This is a genomic window from Caballeronia jiangsuensis, assembly GCF_046030135.1.
GTDB lineage: Bacteria > Pseudomonadota > Gammaproteobacteria > Burkholderiales > Burkholderiaceae > Caballeronia > Caballeronia jiangsuensis.
The window spans coordinates 51,745-70,104 of sequence record NZ_JAQQDB010000019.1; the positions used below are offsets into that span (position 1 = coordinate 51,745).

Annotated in this window: 12 protein-coding genes and 1 tRNA gene; 11 read left to right on the plus strand and 2 right to left on the minus strand. The window is 61.8% G+C overall.

The window, feature by feature from the left end; all coding sequences use genetic code 11:
* Positions 1-15: 15 nt before the first annotated feature.
* Positions 16-1,932, plus strand: coding sequence for a 1-deoxy-D-xylulose-5-phosphate synthase (gene dxs, locus PQR08_RS20840; protein WP_238214747.1), 1,917 nt, complete (start codon positions 16-18; stop codon positions 1,930-1,932).
* 146 nt (positions 1,933-2,078) lie between these two features.
* Complete coding sequence (gene folE2 / locus PQR08_RS20845; protein WP_238214743.1) at positions 2,079-2,885, plus strand: GTP cyclohydrolase FolE2; 807 nt, start codon at positions 2,079-2,081, stop codon at positions 2,883-2,885.
* A gap of 8 nt (positions 2,886-2,893) precedes the next feature.
* Here the strand turns inward: folE2 and PQR08_RS20850 are convergent, their stop codons facing one another.
* A complete protein-coding gene (locus PQR08_RS20850) occupies positions 2,894-3,811 on the minus strand; it encodes a LysR substrate-binding domain-containing protein (protein WP_250484333.1) in 918 nt (305 codons plus the stop codon).
* 101 nt (positions 3,812-3,912) lie between these two features.
* On the opposite strand from PQR08_RS20850, the gene PQR08_RS20855 reads away from it, so the two are divergent.
* On the plus strand, positions 3,913-5,136 hold the full coding sequence (locus PQR08_RS20855) for an MFS transporter (RefSeq protein WP_408162220.1): 1,224 nt from the start codon (positions 3,913-3,915) through the stop codon (positions 5,134-5,136).
* Between the two features lie 35 nt (positions 5,137-5,171).
* The gene (locus PQR08_RS20860; RefSeq protein WP_250484335.1) at positions 5,172-5,795 is read left to right on the plus strand and encodes a glutathione S-transferase family protein; all 624 of its coding nucleotides are present in this window, start codon (positions 5,172-5,174) and stop codon (positions 5,793-5,795) included.
* Positions 5,796-5,799: 4 nt separating this feature from the next.
* On the opposite strand, the gene tsaD is transcribed toward PQR08_RS20860, so the two are convergent.
* Entirely contained in the window at positions 5,800-6,828 is a 1,029-nt protein-coding gene (gene tsaD, locus PQR08_RS20865; protein WP_238214734.1) for a tRNA (adenosine(37)-N6)-threonylcarbamoyltransferase complex transferase subunit TsaD, read from the minus strand.
* 76 nt (positions 6,829-6,904) lie between these two features.
* On the opposite strand from tsaD, the gene PQR08_RS20870 reads away from it, so the two are divergent.
* The 7 genes from PQR08_RS20870 to PQR08_RS20900 all read left to right on the plus strand — a co-directional run bounded on the left by PQR08_RS20870 (position 6,905) and on the right by PQR08_RS20900 (position 18,359).
* A complete protein-coding gene (locus tag PQR08_RS20870) occupies positions 6,905-8,131 on the plus strand; it encodes a BaiN/RdsA family NAD(P)/FAD-dependent oxidoreductase (protein WP_035502424.1) in 1,227 nt (408 codons plus the stop codon).
* Positions 8,132-8,388: 257 nt separating this feature from the next.
* Positions 8,389-8,835 (plus strand): GatB/YqeY domain-containing protein, encoded by a 447-nt coding sequence (locus PQR08_RS20875; RefSeq protein ID WP_035502425.1) that lies wholly within the window; start codon positions 8,389-8,391, stop codon positions 8,833-8,835.
* 20 nt (positions 8,836-8,855) lie between these two features.
* Positions 8,856-10,736, plus strand: a complete 1,881-nt coding sequence (dnaG, locus tag PQR08_RS20880) for a DNA primase (RefSeq protein ID WP_187605574.1) — start codon at positions 8,856-8,858, stop codon at positions 10,734-10,736.
* 466 nt (positions 10,737-11,202) lie between these two features.
* A complete protein-coding gene (rpoD, locus tag PQR08_RS20885) occupies positions 11,203-13,260 on the plus strand; it encodes an RNA polymerase sigma factor RpoD (RefSeq protein ID WP_187605576.1) in 2,058 nt (685 codons plus the stop codon).
* Between the two features lie 123 nt (positions 13,261-13,383).
* Positions 13,384-13,460 (plus strand) — tRNA-Ile (locus PQR08_RS20890).
* 2,104 nt (positions 13,461-15,564) lie between these two features.
* Positions 15,565-17,118 carry a type I restriction-modification system subunit M gene (locus PQR08_RS20895; RefSeq protein ID WP_238214729.1) on the plus strand — a complete coding sequence of 518 codons (1,554 nt, stop codon included), beginning with the start codon at positions 15,565-15,567 and terminating at the stop codon, positions 17,116-17,118.
* Complete coding sequence (locus PQR08_RS20900) at positions 17,115-18,359, plus strand: restriction endonuclease subunit S (RefSeq protein WP_238214727.1); 1,245 nt, start codon at positions 17,115-17,117, stop codon at positions 18,357-18,359. The genes PQR08_RS20895 and PQR08_RS20900 overlap by 4 nt, the downstream gene beginning before the upstream one ends.
* The last annotated feature ends 1 nt before the right edge of the window (position 18,360 follow it).

The following is an 18,360-nucleotide window of genomic DNA, read 5'->3' on the forward strand; positions in this document are numbered from 1 at the left end:
TAAAATGGGACGACGATGTACGACTTGCTGAAAACCATCGACGATCCGGCCGATTTGCGCGCCCTCGATCGCCGCCAACTGCAACCGCTGGCCGACGAGCTGCGAGCCTATGTGCTCGACAGCGTGTCACAGACGGGCGGCCATCTGTCGTCCAATCTGGGCACGGTCGAGCTGACGATCGCGTTGCACTATGTGTTCGATACGCCTAATGACCGCATCGTCTGGGATGTCGGTCATCAGACGTATCCGCACAAGATCCTCACCGGTCGTCGCGATCAGATGCCGGGCCTGCGCCAGCTGGGCGGCATTTCCGGCTTCCCGCGCCGCGCGGAGTCCGAATACGACACCTTCGGCACCGCGCATTCGAGTACGTCGATTTCGGCGGCGCTCGGCATGGCGATCGCCAACAAGCTGCAGGGCGACAACCGCTATTCGATCGCCGTGATCGGCGACGGCGCGATGACCGCGGGCATGGCCTTCGAGGCGATGAACAACGCGGGCGTCGCCGACGACGTGCCGCTGCTCGTCATCCTCAACGACAACGACATGTCGATTTCGCCGCCGGTCGGCGCGCTGAATCGCCATCTCGCGCGTCTGATGTCGGGGCGTTTCTACGCGGCCGCGCGCGCGGGCGTCGAACGCGTGCTGCGCCATGCGCCGCCGGTGCTCGATCTCGCCCGCAAGCTCGAAGAGCACGCGAAGGGCATGATCGTGCCGGCCACGCTGTTCGAGGAGTTCGGCTTCAACTACATCGGGCCGATCGACGGTCACGATCTCGATTCGCTGATCCCGACGCTCCAGAACATCAAGGAACTGCGCGGCCCGCAATTCCTGCACGTCGTCACGAAGAAAGGTCAGGGCTACAAGCTCGCCGAAGCCGATCCGGTGCTCTATCACGGTCCGGGCAAGTTCAATCCGGCGGAAGGCATCAAGCCGTCGACGGCGCCGTCGAAGAAGACCTACACGCAAGTGTTCGGCGAGTGGCTGTGCGACGCCGCGGCGCAGGATTCGCGTGTGGTCGGCATCACGCCGGCAATGCGCGAAGGCTCCGGCATGGTCGAGTTCGAGAAGCGCTTCCCGGAGCGTTATTTCGATGTCGGCATCGCCGAGCAGCACGCGGTCACGTTCGCCGGCGGCATGGCCGCGGACGGCATGAAGCCCGTCGTCGCCATCTATTCGACCTTCCTGCAACGCGGGTACGACCAGCTGATCCACGACGTCGCGCTGCAGAACCTGCCGGTGGTGTTCGCGATCGATCGCGCGGGCCTCGTCGGCGCGGACGGCGCGACGCACGCGGGCAACTACGACCTCGCGTTCCTGCGCTGCATCCCGAACATGACGGTGATGGCCGCGTCCGACGAAAACGAGTGCCGGCAGATGCTCTACACGGCGCTGCAGCAACCGAACCCGACGGCCGTGCGTTATCCGCGCGGCGCGGGCACGGGTGTCGCGACGGTCAAGCAAATGACCGCGATTCCCGTCGGCCGTGGCGAGATTCGCCGCGAGTCGTCGCAGAAGCTCGGTTCGGGCAAGCGCATCGCGATCTGCGCGTTCGGCACGATGGTCGCACCGTCGCTCGCCGCCGCGGAAGAACTGGATCTGACGGTCGCCAACATGCGTTTCGTGAAGCCGGTCGACGCCGATTTGCTGCGCGAACTCGCCGCGACGCACGATGCCATCGTGACGATCGAAGAAGGCGCGATCATGGGCGGCGCGGGCTCCGCGTGCGTCGAAGCGCTGCTCGCCAGCTCGATCGTGAAGCCCGTGCTGCAACTCGGGCTGCCCGACGCCTTCATCGATCACGGCGATCCGGCCAAGCTGCTGTCGAGCGTCGGCCTGGACTCGGCTGGCATCGTCAAGTCGATTCGCGAGCGCTTCATCGACGCCGTCGAAAGCGCGCACGCCGGCAAGCTGACCAAGCGCGTCGCCTGACGACGCATCGCTCGAACGGCGCGCTCGGGGTGCGCCGCGTATCAACGCTTTGACACACGGCGCGGGCATCGTCCCGCGCCGTGTGCGCTTGAACGTTTCGATCCGCTCGCGTCCCCAGCGACGCGCGGCGCATAAGGACAAAACAAATGAATCAGATGAATCCCGCCTTCGTGATGCCCGATGTTCAGAGCACGCCCGACACGCGTCAGATCGCGATTCAGCGCGTCGGTGTGAAGGGTGTGCGGCATCCGTTGTCGGTGCGCACGGCGAACGGCGTGCAGCCGAGCGTCGGCGTATGGAATCTCGATGTGCATCTGCCTGCCGATCAGAAGGGCACGCACATGTCGCGCTTCGTCGCGCTGCTCGAAGAGAATCGCGAGCCGCTCGATCAGGCCGCGCTGCGCACGCTGCTCGCTTCGATGCTGACGAAGCTCGAAGCGCATTCGGGGCGCATCGAAGTGACCTTGCCGTACTTCGTGATGAAGACGGCGCCGGTCTCCGGCGTGCAAAGCCTCTTGGACTACGAAGCGACGTTCATCGCCGAGAAGCGCGACGGCGAAACACATCTGTCGATGAAAGTGCTCGTGCCCGTGACGAGCCTGTGCCCGTGCTCGAAGAAGATCTCGCAATACGGCGCGCACAATCAGCGCTCGCACGTGACGATCGCGGCGCAGCTCGCAGGGGAAGTCGCGGTCGAGGAACTCATTCGCATCGCGGAGGAAGAGGCGTCGTGCGAACTGTGGGGCTTGCTGAAGCGCCCCGACGAGAAGTTCGTGACCGAGCGCGCGTATGAAAACCCGAAGTTCGTCGAGGATCTTGTGCGGGATGTCGCGACGCGCCTGAACGCCGACGAACGCATCGTCGCGTATGTGCTCGAAGCCGAGAACTTCGAGTCGATCCACAATCACAGCGCGTATGCGGTGATCGAGCGGGACAAGCGCCGAGACGCGTGAGCCCGTCTTCAGGCGAGCGCCGTTTCCGCAGGAACGTGCGCTGCCCGCACTGAAGCCATCACCAGCGCCGCGAGCCGCTCGACCGGCGGCGATGCGCTTCCCGATGCGCGATGCAGCGCAAGAGGAATCGAAGGCAACGCGGGCAATTCGCCTTCGCCGGCATCGAGCGCACGTACCGTCGACGGCAATCCATAGCTCGTTCGCACGGTGACGCCCAGACCCGCCGCCGCTGCCGCCCACAATCCCGACAGACTCGGGCTCGTGAACGCCACACGCCATTTGATGCCCGCGCGATCCAGCGCCGCGGCCGCCGCGCTGTGAAAGAGACACGGACGATCGAACGCGATGAGCGGTAAAGGTTCGTCGGGGTCGAACTGCCACGGAACCGTCGACGAAGCGATCCAGCGCATCGACGGCGCCGCGATCGGCTCGGCGATCATCGCGGCGTTGCTATCGTCGGTGACGCCCGGCGCGCCCCACACGAGCGCGAGATCGAGTTGCCCGGTATCGATGCGCTCCAGCAGTTCCGTATTGCGCGCCACGCGCGCTTCGATCCGCACTTTCGGATGCGCCCGCGCGAAGCGGCCGAGCACATCCGGAAGCACGACTTCGCCGAAATCCTCCTGCAAACCGAGCCGTATCCAGCCCTCCAGATCGACGCCGCGAATCGCGACGGCGGCTTCGTCGTTCAGTTCGACGAGCCGCCGCGCATAGCCGAGCATCACTTCGCCCGCATCGGTGAGCGCGAGCCCGCGTCCGGATTTGCGGAAAAGCGTCGCGCCCGCCTGCTCCTCCAGCTTGCGTAACTGCGCACTCACCGCCGATGTCGAGCGCCCGACGCGGTCCGCCGCCTTCGCGAAGCTGCCCAGATCCATCCCCGCGACGAAGCTGCGCAGCACCGCGAGATCGAATGTCGTCTGGCCCATGGCAATCGTCCTGATTTTCTGAATGATCGATGAAAAACTTTGTAATTTTCAGGACGATCCTAAGCCTTCAAACTGGCCGGAGTCAAATTCGAATGGATTGCATGATGGCCACTTCTCTCGTAAAAGGCGCTTACGCATTCGGCGACGCGCATCGCTGGAAAGTGCTGGGCGTCGGCGTGGCGGCCAACGCGAGCTTCTCGGCTGCGGCGGCGGGCATTCCGACCACCGCCGTGTGGATGCGCAGCGGTTATCACCTGAGCAACGGCGAACTGGGCCTCGCGCTCGGCGCGCTGGGTCTGGGCGTCGCGCTGTCGGAACTGCCGTGGGGCGTGCTGACGGATCGCTGGGGCGACCGTCCGGTTCTGCTGACCGGCTTGCTTTCGACAGCCGCGATGCTCGTCGCGATGAGTCTGTTCGCGGTGCCGTCGTCGGCGACGCTCGGCTGGCTCGTTTTCGCGATGTGCGTGCTGGGTCTCTTGGGCGGCAGCGTCAACGGATCGAGCGGGCGGGCGGTGATGGCGTGGTTCGCCGACGGTGAGCGCGGCCTCGCGATGAGCATCCGGCAAACGGCCGTGCCGTTGGGCGGCGGCATCGGCGCGGCATTGTTGCCGTGGCTGGCGTCGTCGCATGGCTTTGCGGCGGTCTACGGCGCGCTGGCGGCGATGTGCGCGGTCTCCGGCGCGTTCGCCTGGCGCTGGCTGCATGAAGCGCCGCACGCCGTGCATCGCGCGGTGACGGGCAAAGGCGTCCCGCCATTGAAGAACGCGCTGGTCTGGCGCGTCGTGCTCGGCATCGGCATCCTGTGCGTGCCGCAATTCGCGATTCTGACCTTCGCGACCGTCTTCCTTCACGATGCCGGTCATTTCGGCGTAACCGCGATCAGCGCGACGATGGGCGCGATCCAGCTCGGCGCGATGGTCATGCGGGTCTGGAGCGGCCGTCACACGGATCGTCACCGCAACCGGCGCGCGTACTTGCGCGGCTCGGTGATCGTGGCGTCGGCGTCGTTCGTCGTGCTGGCGGCGGCGGTCGCGGGCGGCGCGGCGCAAGCGCCTTTACTGCTCTCGGCGATACTCGTTTTCGCGGGGATTTGCGTGTCGGCGTGGCATGGCGTCGCGTACACGGAACTGGCGACGCTCGCCGGCACCGAACGCGCCGGCACCGCGCTCGGCATGGCGAACACGGCCGTGTATGCCGGGTTCTTCGTGACGCCGCTCGTCATTCCGCACGTGCTCGCGGTGGGTTCGTGGCCGGTCGTATGGCTGGCGTCGGGCCTGTGCGCGTCGTTGGCGTTGCTGTTGTTTCCGAGGCATGCGCGACCTTAAACTGGCCGTCCGAGAAATCGACCACGGAGCGCATCTTGATCCTCATCGGCCAATTCGATTCCCCGTTCGTGCGGCGCGTGGCCATCGCGCTGAATCTCTACGGCATGGCGTACGAACATCGCCCGTGGTCCGTCTTCGGCGATGCCGACAAGATCGCGCCCTTCAATCCGCTGATCCGCGTGCCGACGCTCGTGCTCCACTCCGGCGACGTGCTCGTCGAAAGCGCGATGATCCTCGACTATCTCGACGAACAGGCGGGCGAGCGCGCGATGATCGCATCGGGCGGCCCGGAGCGGCGCCAGGCGCTGAAGGTCTGCGCGCTCGCGACGGGTCTCGCCGACAAGGCCGTCGCGCTCGTGTACGAACGCGTGCTGCACAGGGAGAAATCGCAGGCGTGGCTCGATCGCTGCACGGGGCAGGTCGAGCGCGTGCTGAACGCACTGGAAGCGGACCGCGCCGCGCGCGCGTCGCCGTACTGGTTCGGCGATGCGATCGGTCACGCGGACATCGCCGTGGCCTGCGCGCTGCGTTTCGCGCGCGAGGCGCATCCGGAGATTTTCAGCTCGACGCGGTGGCCTACGCTCATCGGACATAGTGACCGCTGCGAAACGCTGCCTGTCTTCAAGGCGATCGTGCAGCCTTTCAATCCGCCGCGATGAACGCTCAGGCGCGCGCGAGCGACGTGAGATCCCAGCGCGGCTTCACGGTGAACGCGTAGTCGCGCACGGCCTGCTCGGGCCAGCGCGAAAGCCGCAGCGCGCCGGCGAGCGCGATCATCGCGCCGTTGTCGGTGCAGAGCGAGAGATCGGGGTAATGCACGTCGAAGCGGCGCTTCTTCGCGGCCGCAGACAGCGCTTCGCGCAACTGCCGGTTCGCGCCGACGCCGCCCGCCACGACGAGCCGCTTCAGGCCCGTTTTCTTCAGCGCGGCGAGCGATTTCGCGACGAGCACATCCACCGCAGCATCGACGAAACCGCGCGCGAGATCGGCCTTCGCCTGTTCGCAGACGTTGGTGCCGAGCTTGCGGCTCTGCGTGAGCACGGCCGTTTTCAGGCCGCTGAAGCTGAAATCGAGGTCGCCGGAATGCAGCATCGGACGGGGCAGCGTGACCGCGCCCGGCGTGCCGAATTCCGCAAGCCGCGACACTTCCGGCCCGCCCGGATAGCCGAGGCCGAGCAGTTTCGCGGTCTTGTCGAAGGCTTCGCCGGCGGCGTCGTCGAGGGTTTCGCCGAGCGTCTCGTAGACGCCGACATCGGTTACGCGCATGAGTTGCGTATGTCCGCCCGACACGAGCAGCGCGATGAACGGAAACGGCGGCGGCGCATCGACGAGCAGCGGCGACAGCAGATGCCCTTCCAGGTGATGAATGCCGACGGTCGGCTTGTCCCAAGCCATCGCCAGCGAATTCGCGATGCTCGCGCCCACGAGCAGCGCGCCCGCGAGTCCCGGCCCCTGCGTGAACGCGATGGCGTCGATGTCGGCGCGCTGCGCGCCGGATTGTTCGAGCACCTCTTCCAGCAATGGCAGCGCGCGCCGGATGTGATCGCGCGAAGCCAGTTCCGGCACGACCCCGCCGTATTCGCGATGCATCGCGATCTGCGAGTGAAGGGCGTGCGAAAGCAGGCCGCGCTCGGTGTCGTAGAGGGCGAGGCCGGTTTCGTCGCAGGAGCTTTCGATGCCGAGAACGAGCATGGATTCAATGCGTCAGAGGTAACAGAAAAGTATAGCAGCGGGCTTCGATGAGCGTGTCGAAGGTAAAATGCGCGCCATGGAATCCTTCGATATCGCCGTCATCGGCGCGGGCGCGGCCGGCATGATGTGCGCGGCCGTGGCCGCTCAATCCGGGCGCCGCGTCGTGCTCATCGACCACGCCGAGCGTCTCGCCGAAAAAATCCGCATCTCCGGCGGCGGACGCTGCAACTTCACCAACATCAACGCGCAGCCGGCCAATTTCTTGTCGGCGAATCCGCATTTCTGCCGCTCCGCGCTCGCCCGCTATACGCCTCGCGATTTTCTCGCGCTGCTTAAGCAATACCGCGTCAAGTGGCACGAGAAGCACAAGGGCCAGCTCTTTTGCGACGACTCCAGCGAAACCATCATCGACGTGCTGAAAAGCGAGTGCGATGCGGGCGGCGTCGCGTGGCGGCGTCCGGTCGTCGTGCATGAAATCCGCCATGACGGCGCGCGCTTCACGCTCGATTCGACCGCGGGCGCGATCGACACGGCGGCGCTCGTGATAGCGACCGGCGGCCTGTCGATTCCGAAGATCGGCGCGACGGAGTTCGGCTATCGCGTCGCGAAGCAGTTCGGCCACAAGCTCGTCGATACGCGTCCGGCGCTGGTCCCGCTCACGTTCACGTCGGCCGACTGGGCGCCGTTCGCCGCGCTCTCGGGGCTTTCGTTGCCGGTGCGCATCAGCACGGGGCGCGGCAAGACGCGCGGCGAGTTCGACGAAGATCTGCTGCTGACGCATCGCGGCGTGTCGGGGCCAGGCGTGTTGCAGATTTCGAGCTACTGGAATACGTCGGAGCCGATTCATGTGGACCTGCTTCCCGATGCCGACGCCACCGAAACGCTGCTCGAAGCCAAGGCCGGCTCGAAGAAGCAGATCGGCAATTTTCTGGCCGAGCACGTGCCGGCGCGTCTCGCCCACGCGTGGCTGGAAGCGCAGCGCGTGCCCGTCGATGCGCGCCTCGCCGATCTGCCCGACCGCACGCTGAAGGCGATCGGCGCGTCGCTGTCCAGCTGGACGCTCACGCCGAGCGGCACCGAAGGCTATCGCAAGGCGGAAGTCACGCGCGGCGGCGTCGATACGCGCGAGCTTTCCTCCGCAACGATGATGAGCGAACGCGTCGCGGGGCTCTATTTCATCGGCGAGGCCGTCGATGTCACGGGCTGGCTCGGCGGCTATAACTTTCAGTGGGCGTGGGCGTCGGGCGTCGCGGCGGGCAAGGCCGCGGGCGAGTTCGCGCGGAACGCGTCGACAGCCGCCTGAGCACGCCTGGCCGGGGGTTTTGGCGAGTCTCGAAACGCGAACCCGTTTGCTATACTCAGACGGTCATCGGAGGATTCTCTCCGCTCTGGCAGGCGCTAATACGGTTAGCGCGGCAAGGGTCGTCGTACCGCTTTGCCGCGCCTCAAAACGGCCCGCTAAAAGTCCCGCTTGAGGAAGTGTTCCCAAGCGGGTTTTTGCTTTCGCGGGAGCCGGGCGCCGGCCGGAATCCATAATTTCGCAATTGCACCGGGTGAACGATGAGCCTCAAAGACCAGATCAGCGACGACATGAAGACTGCCATGCGCGCCAAGGAAACCGAGCGCCTCGGCACGATTCGACTGCTGCTCGCGGGAATCAAGCAGCGTGAAGTCGACGATCGCGTCACGCTCGACGACGCGGGCATCACCGCCGTCATCGACAAGATGATCAAGCAGCGCAAGGACTCGATCAGCCAGTTCGAAGCCGCGGGCCGCACCGATCTCGCCGACAAGGAAAAAGCGGAGCTGGCGGTGTTGTCGGCGTACATGCCCGAACAGCTTTCCGCCGATGCGATCGCCGCCGAAGTTCAGGCCGCCGTCGCCGCGACCGGCGCCGCCGGCCCGCAGGACATGGGCAAGGTCATGGGCGTGCTGAAGCCGAAGCTCGCAGGCAAGGCCGACATGACCGCTGTCTCCGCGCAGGTGAAAGCCGCACTCGCCAAGTAACTTGCACTGCTTCTGATTCGGTGATTCCGCACGCTTTCCTGCAGGATTTGCTCAACCGCGTCGATATCGTCGACGTGGTGGGTCGCTACGTCCAGTTGAAAAAGGGCGGCGCGAACTTCATGGGCCTCTGCCCGTTCCACAACGAGAAAAGCCCGTCGTTCACGGTCAGTCCGACCAAGCAGTTCTATCACTGCTTCGGCTGCGGCGCGCACGGCACCGCGATCGGCTTTCTGATGGAGCACACCGGCCTCACGTTTCCCGAGGCCGTGAAGGACCTCGCGCAAGGCGCGGGCCTTACGGTTCCCCAAGAGCCATCGAACGGCTTCCGTGGCGGCAGCGGCGGCGAAAGCGCGCCGAGCAAGGCGGTCAGCGTCGCGCTGACGGAAGTCATGCAGACTGCGTGCGATTTCTATCGCAAGCAACTGCGCGGCGCGCCCGAGGCCATCGCGTATTTGAAGAAACGCGGCCTGACCGGCGAAATCGCCGCGCGTTTCGGGCTCGGCTACGCGCCGGATGGCTGGCAGAACCTCGAATCGGCGTTTCCCGACTATCGGGATGACAACCTCGTCGAATCGGGCCTCGTGATCGTCAGCGAGAAGACCGATTCGCAGGGACAGGCGCGGCGCTACGATCGCTTCCGCGAGCGCGTGATGTTCCCGATCCGCAATGTGAAGGGCAGCGTGATCGGCTTCGGCGGGCGCGTGCTCGACGGCGGCGAGCCCAAGTACCTGAATTCGCCGGAGACGCCGCTTTTCAGCAAGGGCAGCGAGCTTTACGGACTGTTCGAAGCGCGTCTCGCGATTCGTGAACTGGGCTACGTGCTCGTCGTCGAAGGGTATATGGATGTCGTCGCGCTCGCGCAGCTCGGCTTTGCGAACGCCGTGGCGACGCTCGGCACGGCTTGCACGCCGATCCACGTACAGAAGCTCTTTCGCCAGACGGACACAGTGGTGTTCAGCTTCGACGGCGATTCGGCGGGCCGCCGCGCCGCGCGCCGGGCGCTGGAAGCGGCGCTGCCGCACGCGGCGGACAACCGGACGGTCAAGTTCCTCTTTCTGCCGAAAGAGCACGATCCGGACAGCTACGTGCGCGAATTCGGCACGGACGGATTCGGCGAGCAGGTCGATCGCGCGATGCCGCTGTCGCAGTTTCTCCTGAACGAGGTGCTGAACGACAAGGAACTGGAGCAGCCCGAAGGCCGCGCGAAGGCGCTCTTCGACGCCAAGCCGCTGCTTCAGGCGCTGCCCGCGAATGCGTTGCGGGTGCAGATCCTGCATATGCTCGCAGATCGGCTCGACACGCCGTTTACCGAGATCGCGGCGTTGTGCGACATCGATTCGCGCGCGGCGGCCGTGGCGCGTGCGAACGTGCCGAAGAGCGAACGCCGGCGTGTGACCGGGCAGGAACAGCGCGCGCTGCGTAATCTGGTGATGTACCCGGGCATCGCGGCTGCGCTCGATCAGGACAGCGAGCGCACCCTCGTGACGATGACCGAGCATGGCGAACTGTTCAGCGAGGTGGTGTCGCACGCGCGCGAACTGGGCGACGCAGCGGAATTCCAGTTGCTGTCCGAGATCTTGAGAAATGCCGCAAACGCGCCCACGTACGACGATATCTTCCAGGAAATTCTCGCCTATGATGAAAACGTTCGCGATTTGCTGATGCGCGACCCGGCCGACGAGGACGCGGCGCAGCGAGTCGAGGAACAGAAGCGTCTGCTCGCGGAAGAGTTGCAGGCGACGGTGGTGAAGTTGCGGCACGACAGCTATCGGGCGCGGCTCGATCAACTGGCGAGGCAAAGCAGCTTGTCGGCGGAAGAGGTGGCGGAGTTTTCGGATCTGTCGGCGAGAGTCGCACAGATCAAGGCTGGGCGGGGCGCGAGCCCGGATGCCGGAAAGTGAGAATGCTATAATAAAAAGTTCAAAATGAATGTTTTTTGTCAACTGTTCAGGCGTTTTTCATCGTTCTGAAACGTGGTTTGGCGGCGGCGCCCCGGGCAAACGGGCAAAGAGCATTTGGAAGGTTTTGGCGGTAATGCCGGCGTGGTTGTCCGGTGCGGGAGAGCAGCAGGAAAGAAGCGGGAAGAAAGAAGGAAGGCTGGCTGAATCGGTTCTCGGGAATGCGGCACGGTCATACGTGGTGCACGCCGCATAAATCTTACAAAAGAGGCCGATAAGCACGCCGACGAACAGACGGGCATAAGGGAAGCGGCTGCTATTGAGGGTAGGGCGAGGAGACGATTCACACTCGTTCGAACCGCGATGGCGCCCCGGGCAGGGCACGCAGGACGAAGCAGCGTGCGCGTATTGGGTATTCACGGTTCCATCGGCTGTTGTCCAGCAGCCGCGAGTCGAGACTAAGGCCGGTATGGCGAACTCCATGACGAAAAAGCTGAACGATGTATCCGTCGAAGACGACGCAACGCAAAACGCGGAGTCTGTTGCCGCTCCTGCGGCGAAGGTCGAAAAGGCCAAGGCTCGCGATCGCCGCGCGAAGGAAAAAGCACTGCTGAAGGACGCGTTCTCGTCGAGCGCGCCTGGCACCGTAGAGGAACTCGAGGAGCGGCGCTCGAAGCTGCGCGCGCTCATCAAGCTCGGCAAGGAGCGCGGTTTCCTGACCTACGGCGAGATCAACGATCACCTCCCGGACAACTTCACGGAGACAGAGGCGATCGAAGGCATCATCAGCACGTTCAATGACATGGGCGTGGCGGTGTACGAGCAAGCGCCGGATGCCGAGACCCTGCTGCTGAACGACAACGCGCCGAACGCCTCCTCCGACGACGAAGTCGAGGAAGAAGCCGAAGTCGCGCTTTCCACCGTCGATTCGGAATTCGGACGCACCACCGACCCGGTCCGCATGTACATGCGCGAGATGGGCACGGTCGAGTTGCTGACGCGCGAAGGCGAAATCGAGATTGCGAAGCGCATCGAGGATGGCCTGAAGCACATGGTCATGGCGATCTCCGCGTGCCCGACGACCATCGCCGACATCCTCGCAATGGCGGAGCGTGTGCAGAACGAAGAGATCCGTGTCGATGAACTCGTCGACGGCCTGATCGATCCGAATGCGCAGGACACCGACGGTTTCTCCGAGCAGGAAGCCGAGGCGATCGAATCCGAAGAAGAGGAAACCGAGGAAGAGAGCGACGAGGAAGAGGAAGAAGAGGACGACGGCAGCGCGCAAGCCAGCGCCAATGCCGCGCAACTCGAAGCCCTCAAGGCACAGTCGCTCGAGAAGTTCGCGCTCATCAGCGAATGGTTCGACAAGATGCGCCGCGCCTATGAGAAGGAAGGCTACAAGTCGAAGGCTTATCTCAAGGCGCAGGAAGCCATCCAGACGGAGCTGATGAACATCCGTTTCACGGCGCGCACCGTCGAGCGCCTGTGCGATACGTTGCGCGCGCAGGTCGATGAGGTGCGTCAGGTCGAGCGGCAGATTCTGCATACGGTCGTCGACAAGTGCGGCATGCCGCGCGCCGAGTTCATCACGCGTTTCCCCGGCAGCGAGACGGATCTCGAATGGTCCGACAAGGTCGTCGCGGAAGGTCACGAATACAGCGCGGTGCTGGAGCGCAATATTCCGGCTATCCGCGAGCAGCAGCAGCGTCTCCTGGATCTTCAGGCGCGGGTCGTGCTGCCGCTGAAGGACCTGAAGGAAACCAACCGTCAGATGGCGGCGGGCGAATTGAAGGCGCGTCAGGCGAAGCGCGAAATGACCGAGGCGAACCTGCGTCTCGTGATTTCCATCGCGAAGAAGTACACGAATCGCGGTCTGCAGTTCCTCGACCTGATTCAGGAAGGCAACATCGGTCTGATGAAGGCGGTGGACAAGTTCGAATATCGTCGCGGCTACAAGTTCTCGACTTACGCGACGTGGTGGATCCGGCAGGCCATCACGCGCTCGATCGCGGACCAGGCGCGCACGATCCGCATTCCGGTTCACATGATCGAGACGATCAACAAGATGAACCGCATCTCGCGGCAGATCTTGCAGGAAACCGGCCTCGAACCGGATCCGGCGACACTTGCCGAGAAGATGGAGATGCCGGAGGACAAGATCCGCAAGATCATGAAGATCGCGAAGGAGCCGATCTCCATGGAAACGCCTATCGGCGACGACGACGATTCGCATCTCGGAGATTTCATCGAGGATACGAACACGGTGGCGCCGTCCGATGCCGCGTTGCATGCATCGATGCGCGATGTCGTGAAGGATGTGCTCGACTCGCTGACGCCGCGTGAGGCGAAGGTGCTGCGGATGCGCTTTGGTATCGAGATGAGCACGGATCACACGCTCGAGGAAGTGGGCAAGCAGTTCGACGTGACTCGTGAACGGATCCGCCAGATCGAAGCGAAGGCGCTGCGCAAGTTGCGGCATCCGAGCCGGTCGGACAAGCTGAAATCTTTCCTCGAAGGCAACTGACGGGACTTGTTTTGAGAGGCGTTGTGAGGCACACTCGCAACCCTTCGTAGTCGCCTCGCGCAATGTTCGGGAGTAACAGAAAGCGCCGCTATCGGCGCTTTCTTTTTGCCCTTTTAGTGCAGAGGGCCGGAAGCTTAACTGGTATAAGCTGTCGACTCATAATCGACCGATAGTGGGTTCGAGCCCCACCCGGCCCACCAGTATTTACTTAAAAGTATCAAAGACTTGGCGGAACAGTGTCCCTGACGAGGGGCTTTCAGGGCCACGCCGGGGACAGTTCCGGGGACTATGTGGGTCACCTCACCCACACGGGGCTTCTCCGATTGCTGCCTTGCCCAGTCTGCCTTCACCCAAATATTTCGCGTTTCGTGTTGTAGGCTAGGACGCTGCCAAGCGACCCGGCTAGGCGAATCTGCTGGCGGTGCTGTTTCATAACTCGAAAGCGGGTACACCATAGTGCGATCCACATAAACAATCGGTTAGGTTTATTTTCATCAACGAAGTCAAATGCCGTTTCATAAGGCGTGATCTGCTGCTTGTCGCTTCTACGATTACCTAACTCGGCCTGATATAGCCAATCGACAAACGGGATACGTCGGCCGTTCGTATCACCCACGGTTTAGTTGAAAAACGATGAAACGTTTTAATTGCATTGCTGCCTTTGCGCTCTGGACATGTTCCTTCGTCGGTGGGCTTGCTTGGTTTGTGATCTGGGCCCAACTCATGCGCTATAACGTTCAAAGCGCGTCAGTAATGGCCATATCCAGACTCTCCGGGTTGATCCCGCTTTTGGTTGTGACGTGGTCGTGGGCTCTGCGCAATATGGACTACAGATACCGCACGTTTCGTGCTACTGCGATGTGGGGCAGCGCTGGCTTCGGCCTTCTAATGTTGGTGCTAGGCGTTTTAGCGCAGTTGAGAAATTGAGCAATGAGCAGCGTTTGGTCACGTGTGTATGAAAACATTCTTGGGCCAGATTAAGGCCGTTCAACAACACGCGCCCGTGAATTGTCAGCATATTTTGATGGCCCGATGAAATAAATTGCGAACAAGTCCTGCCACAGGAATTTAGAATCCCGCCAGGAATAAAGAATGAGGAGCTTCAGCGCAAGCATTGTCGAAAGATTCGCGCTAGAGCAGCGGATCTTCTTGCGGCCCGTCTTGGCATCATGGCAACAGCGAGAGCCATGCTGCCCTTGGCGCGATGGATCAAGGTTGACGGGGAGCCAGACTTCCAGCTATTCCTTGCGATCGCATTAGAGACAGACGATCCTCCTTTTGCGGCCGTTAGGACCTACTGGGCACCCGAAGCGCTAGAGCAAGAAGATGTTCGTATTCGCGCTGCTGAAGCGTTTTGGAATGATAGGGCGCGGTCTGCAGCCGCATTTCTGGTCGAGCAATATCTGTGGACGATTGGCGAGAGACACTTATCTATCGGCGACGAGTGAGATCAATGCTTCACGCGATGCGCCGGGACGCGGTTGATGTCGAGCTATCGTTTGGATTGACGACAGAGCTCGGCCGGGAGTCGTTCGACGCACACACGTCAGTCGTCAAGAATCGTTAGTTAACCTGAACTGAACAATCGGGAATGTACTTTCCGAAAATTATCGACTATCTATATTGATTTTGGCGTTGACACGAAAGTCTCTTGATGGCAGAGGTGCAGGCCAAGGTATAACCAAGAAAGTTGCAATCGAACAGCTTAATGATGGAAGTTTTCTGCTGATACGATACGAATCCGTAGACGCCGCCCTTCCGATCTCGGATCATTGGTTTGCCTCTCGCGAAGATGCGTACGATGAGTGCAGTCGTGTTTATGGAATTGGTCGCGACGAATGGGTGTCACGGTGAATGCGTGTGTACCGGCCTCAAAGTTGTACGGTAAGAATGCCTTTGTGCGTTTGGTCAGGCTTGGCGTTATTCCAGACGTCTCGGTGCCAAAATTAGGACAAGTCCGATAGGTTCAGAATTGGCTGATCTGCATACTCCCCCGCAATGATCGACAAGGTCATAAACTCAAAAGAAACAGATTCGACCATCATCTCAACCTGCAACTGCGTGCGGTAGATCGTATCGTCCAGCGACGTCCGCGAAGCAATTGACGCGGCGGGATAGGGAGACCTGATATTAAAACTGTCTCGCAAGCGCATATTGCTGTCGTCGTCAGAGGATGCTTCTTCATTAGCATTCCAAAGAGAAGCCGATGCTTAATGCGTTGCTCGCAGACGTCTGCGGATGCAGAAGGATGGATTAGAAGAGTCGAATCGCTGATTAGGTGGCATATGACCACCCGGGGAAACATTGGCAATCGATCTTCAAGACCTTTCTCGCCGCCTGTTCGCCACGGCGAACCAGCTCTGGACCAACACCGAACTGAGGCCGGATCAGTATGCGCAGCCCGTATTGGCGCTGATTGCTCTGCGGCAGATGGAGGCGCGCTTCGATGTCGTCGATGCGCAGCTTCCGCGCGGCGGGCGGCTCGGCAATCCCACTCCGCCGGACTACCATGCAAAGGGCGCGATTTTCCTGCCGCCGCATGCCCGCTTTTCCTATCTACTCGGCATGCCGGAGACAGAGAATCTGGCCGAGGCGTTGAACGAGGCGATGAAGACCATCGCCGAACACAATCCCGATCTCGACGGTGTGCTGCCGCAGGGCTACGGTTCGCTGCCCAATTCGGTGCTGCGTGAACTGTTGCGGCTACTGCAACCGCTAGCGATTGCAGGCGATGCCTATGGCCTGATCTTCGAATTCTTCATGGGCGAGTTCGCCTCCGCTTTCATGCAAAAGGGTGGTGAATATTTCACGCCCTCCAGCATCGTGAAGCTGATCGTCGAGGTGATCGAGCCTTTCCATGGCCGCATTTTCGACGCAGCGTGCGGGTCCGGTGGCATGTTCGTTCATTCCGCCGATTTCGTGAAGCGGCATAACGAAAACCCCGCGCGCGCGATAAGTATCTATGGCGTGGAGAAGATGGCCGATACGCAGAAGCTGTGTCGGCTCAATCTCGCGGTCCACGGCCTTTCCGGCGATATCCGCGTTGCCAGCAGCTATTACGAAGACCCGCATCAGATGCTGGGCAAGTTCGACTTCGTGATGGCTAATCCGCCGTTCAACCAAAAGGAGGTGGATACCGCCCGATTGGTCAATGAGGCAGGGCATGTGGATGCGCGCTTTTCGCTGGGCGTGCCGAGCGTCAACAACGCTAACTATCTGTGGATCGGGCTGTTCAATGCCGCGCTCAACGAACACGGCCGTGCAGGTTTCGTGATGGCTAATTCCGCTTCGGACGCGGGTGGTTCCGAGCGGGAGATGCGGCGCAAGTTGATTGAGAGCGGGGCGGTGGATGTGATCATCTCTACCTCGCCGAATATGTTTTTTACCGTCACGTTACCGGTGACGGTATGGTTCCTCGATAAGGGCAAAAAAGGGAGCACGCGCGAGGATCAAGTGCTGTTTATCGATGCGCGCCATGTATTCCGACAGGTGACGCGTGCTCATCGAGACTTCACGCCTGACCAGATTGAGTTTTTGGGCAATATCGTGCGCCTGTGGCGCGGCGAAAAAGCGGAACTGGAGGCGGGAAGCAGGCAAGCAATGACCGCGCATTTCGGCGGTAAGCGCTACAAGGACGTTCCCGGCCTGTGCAAAGTCGCTACTCGCAAAGAGATTGCCGCGCAGGATTGGAGTCTGAATCCTGGGCGCTATGTGGGCGTAGCCCCGGAGGAGCAAACTGACGACGAGGATTTTCGGGAACGGTTTGAGGCTTTGCAGAAGGAACTGGAAGGGCTTAACGCCGAGGCTGCGCGGTTGCAGGCGATGATTGCGGCAAATGTTGCCGAGGTGCTGGCATGAGCGAGTGGCGAAACGTCACGCTTGGCGAGCTATGCGACGAAGATAAGGGCGACATTCGAACTGGCCCTTTCGGCTCCCAACTGCACGAGTCCGACTACTGCGAGATCGGCACGCCAGTTGTCATGCCCAAGGACATTGCAACGGGCCGGGTCGATGAGGCCACGATTGCTCGCGTTTCCTTGGATCATGTCGAGCGGCTATCGCATCACAGATTGGCCAAGGGCGATATCGTTTATGGGCGGCGCGGTGACATCGGCCGCAAAGCACTTGTCTCTGAACGAGAGGCCGGCTGGTTGTGCGGCACAGGTTGCTTGCGCATTACGGTCGGCCATCAAACTGACTCCCGCTTCCTCTTTTACCGATTAGGACACCCCGGAACAGTTTCAGCCCTTCGGAACCGGGCAGTTGGCTCCACGTTGCCGAACCTTAATACAACCATCCTACGGGAAGTTGAGTTGACGGTTCCTTCTCTCGAAACTCAACGCCAGATAGCAGGGATTTTGGGGGCTTACGACGATCTGATCGAAGTCCACCAGCGGAGGATCGCGGTGCTGGAGGAGATGGCGCGGGGGCTGTTCCAAAGTTTTGTTACTGGCCCGCTAGGAAGCCTGCCACATGCAGCAGGTGGCAGCGCGGCGACGGTAACGCCCGCCGGTTGGCAGATCGTACCCTTGGGGAATGTGGCCGATCTGATCATGGGCCAATCGCCGTCATCGGAACTGTTGAATAAAGATGGAAACGGGTTGCCGTTCCATCAGGGAGTTACGGATTTCGGCGCGCTTTTTCTATGTAAGCGCGTGTTCTGCACCCCACCCAATAGGAAGAAAGTGGCCGTCGCAGGCGACATTCTCTTTAGCGTTAGGGCTCCCGTTGGGCGTATCAATTGGGCAACCGAAGATGTTGTGCTTGGTCGTGGGGTGTGCTCGATCCGCAGCAAGACCGGAAGCCCGTCTTTTCTACTGGCCCATCTACGCGCGACATTCCACGCGACAGACCTGATCGGAAATGGTGCTATCTATAAAGCTGTCGGTCGAGACGACATCGAGCGGATCGGAATTGTGCTGCCACCATTGGCGATCCGCGAACAACTCGAAAAACAGCTTAGCCCGCTATATGCGTTGCATTGGAATATTGAGCAATCCATTCGGAGCCTTGCCGTCGCCCGTGATCTTCTCCTCCCCCGCTTGATCTCCGGCCAGCTTTCACTCAGCGAGGCTGAACAGGAACTGGAGGCCGCCTGAG

Bases quoted from the DNA above. Each gene is read 5' to 3' on its own strand.
- rpoD (WP_187605576.1), top strand. From the start codon at position 11,203: ATGGCGAACTCCATGACGAAAAAGCTGAACGATGTATCCGTCGAAGAC.
- PQR08_RS20855 (WP_408162220.1), top strand. From the start codon at position 3,913: ATGATGGCCACTTCTCTCGTAAAAGGCGCTTACGCATTCGGCGACGCG.
- dxs (WP_238214747.1), top strand. From the start codon at position 16: ATGTACGACTTGCTGAAAACCATCGACGATCCGGCCGATTTGCGCGCC.
- PQR08_RS20875 (WP_035502425.1), top strand. From the start codon at position 8,389: ATGAGCCTCAAAGACCAGATCAGCGACGACATGAAGACTGCCATGCGC.
- tsaD (WP_238214734.1), bottom strand. From the start codon at position 6,828: ATGCTCGTTCTCGGCATCGAAAGCTCCTGCGACGAAACCGGCCTCGCC.
- folE2 (WP_238214743.1), top strand. From the start codon at position 2,079: ATGAATCAGATGAATCCCGCCTTCGTGATGCCCGATGTTCAGAGCACG.
- PQR08_RS20900 (WP_238214727.1), top strand. From the start codon at position 17,115: ATGAGCGAGTGGCGAAACGTCACGCTTGGCGAGCTATGCGACGAAGAT.
- PQR08_RS20850 (WP_250484333.1), bottom strand. From the start codon at position 3,811: ATGGGCCAGACGACATTCGATCTCGCGGTGCTGCGCAGCTTCGTCGCG.
- PQR08_RS20870 (WP_035502424.1), top strand. From the start codon at position 6,905: ATGGAATCCTTCGATATCGCCGTCATCGGCGCGGGCGCGGCCGGCATG.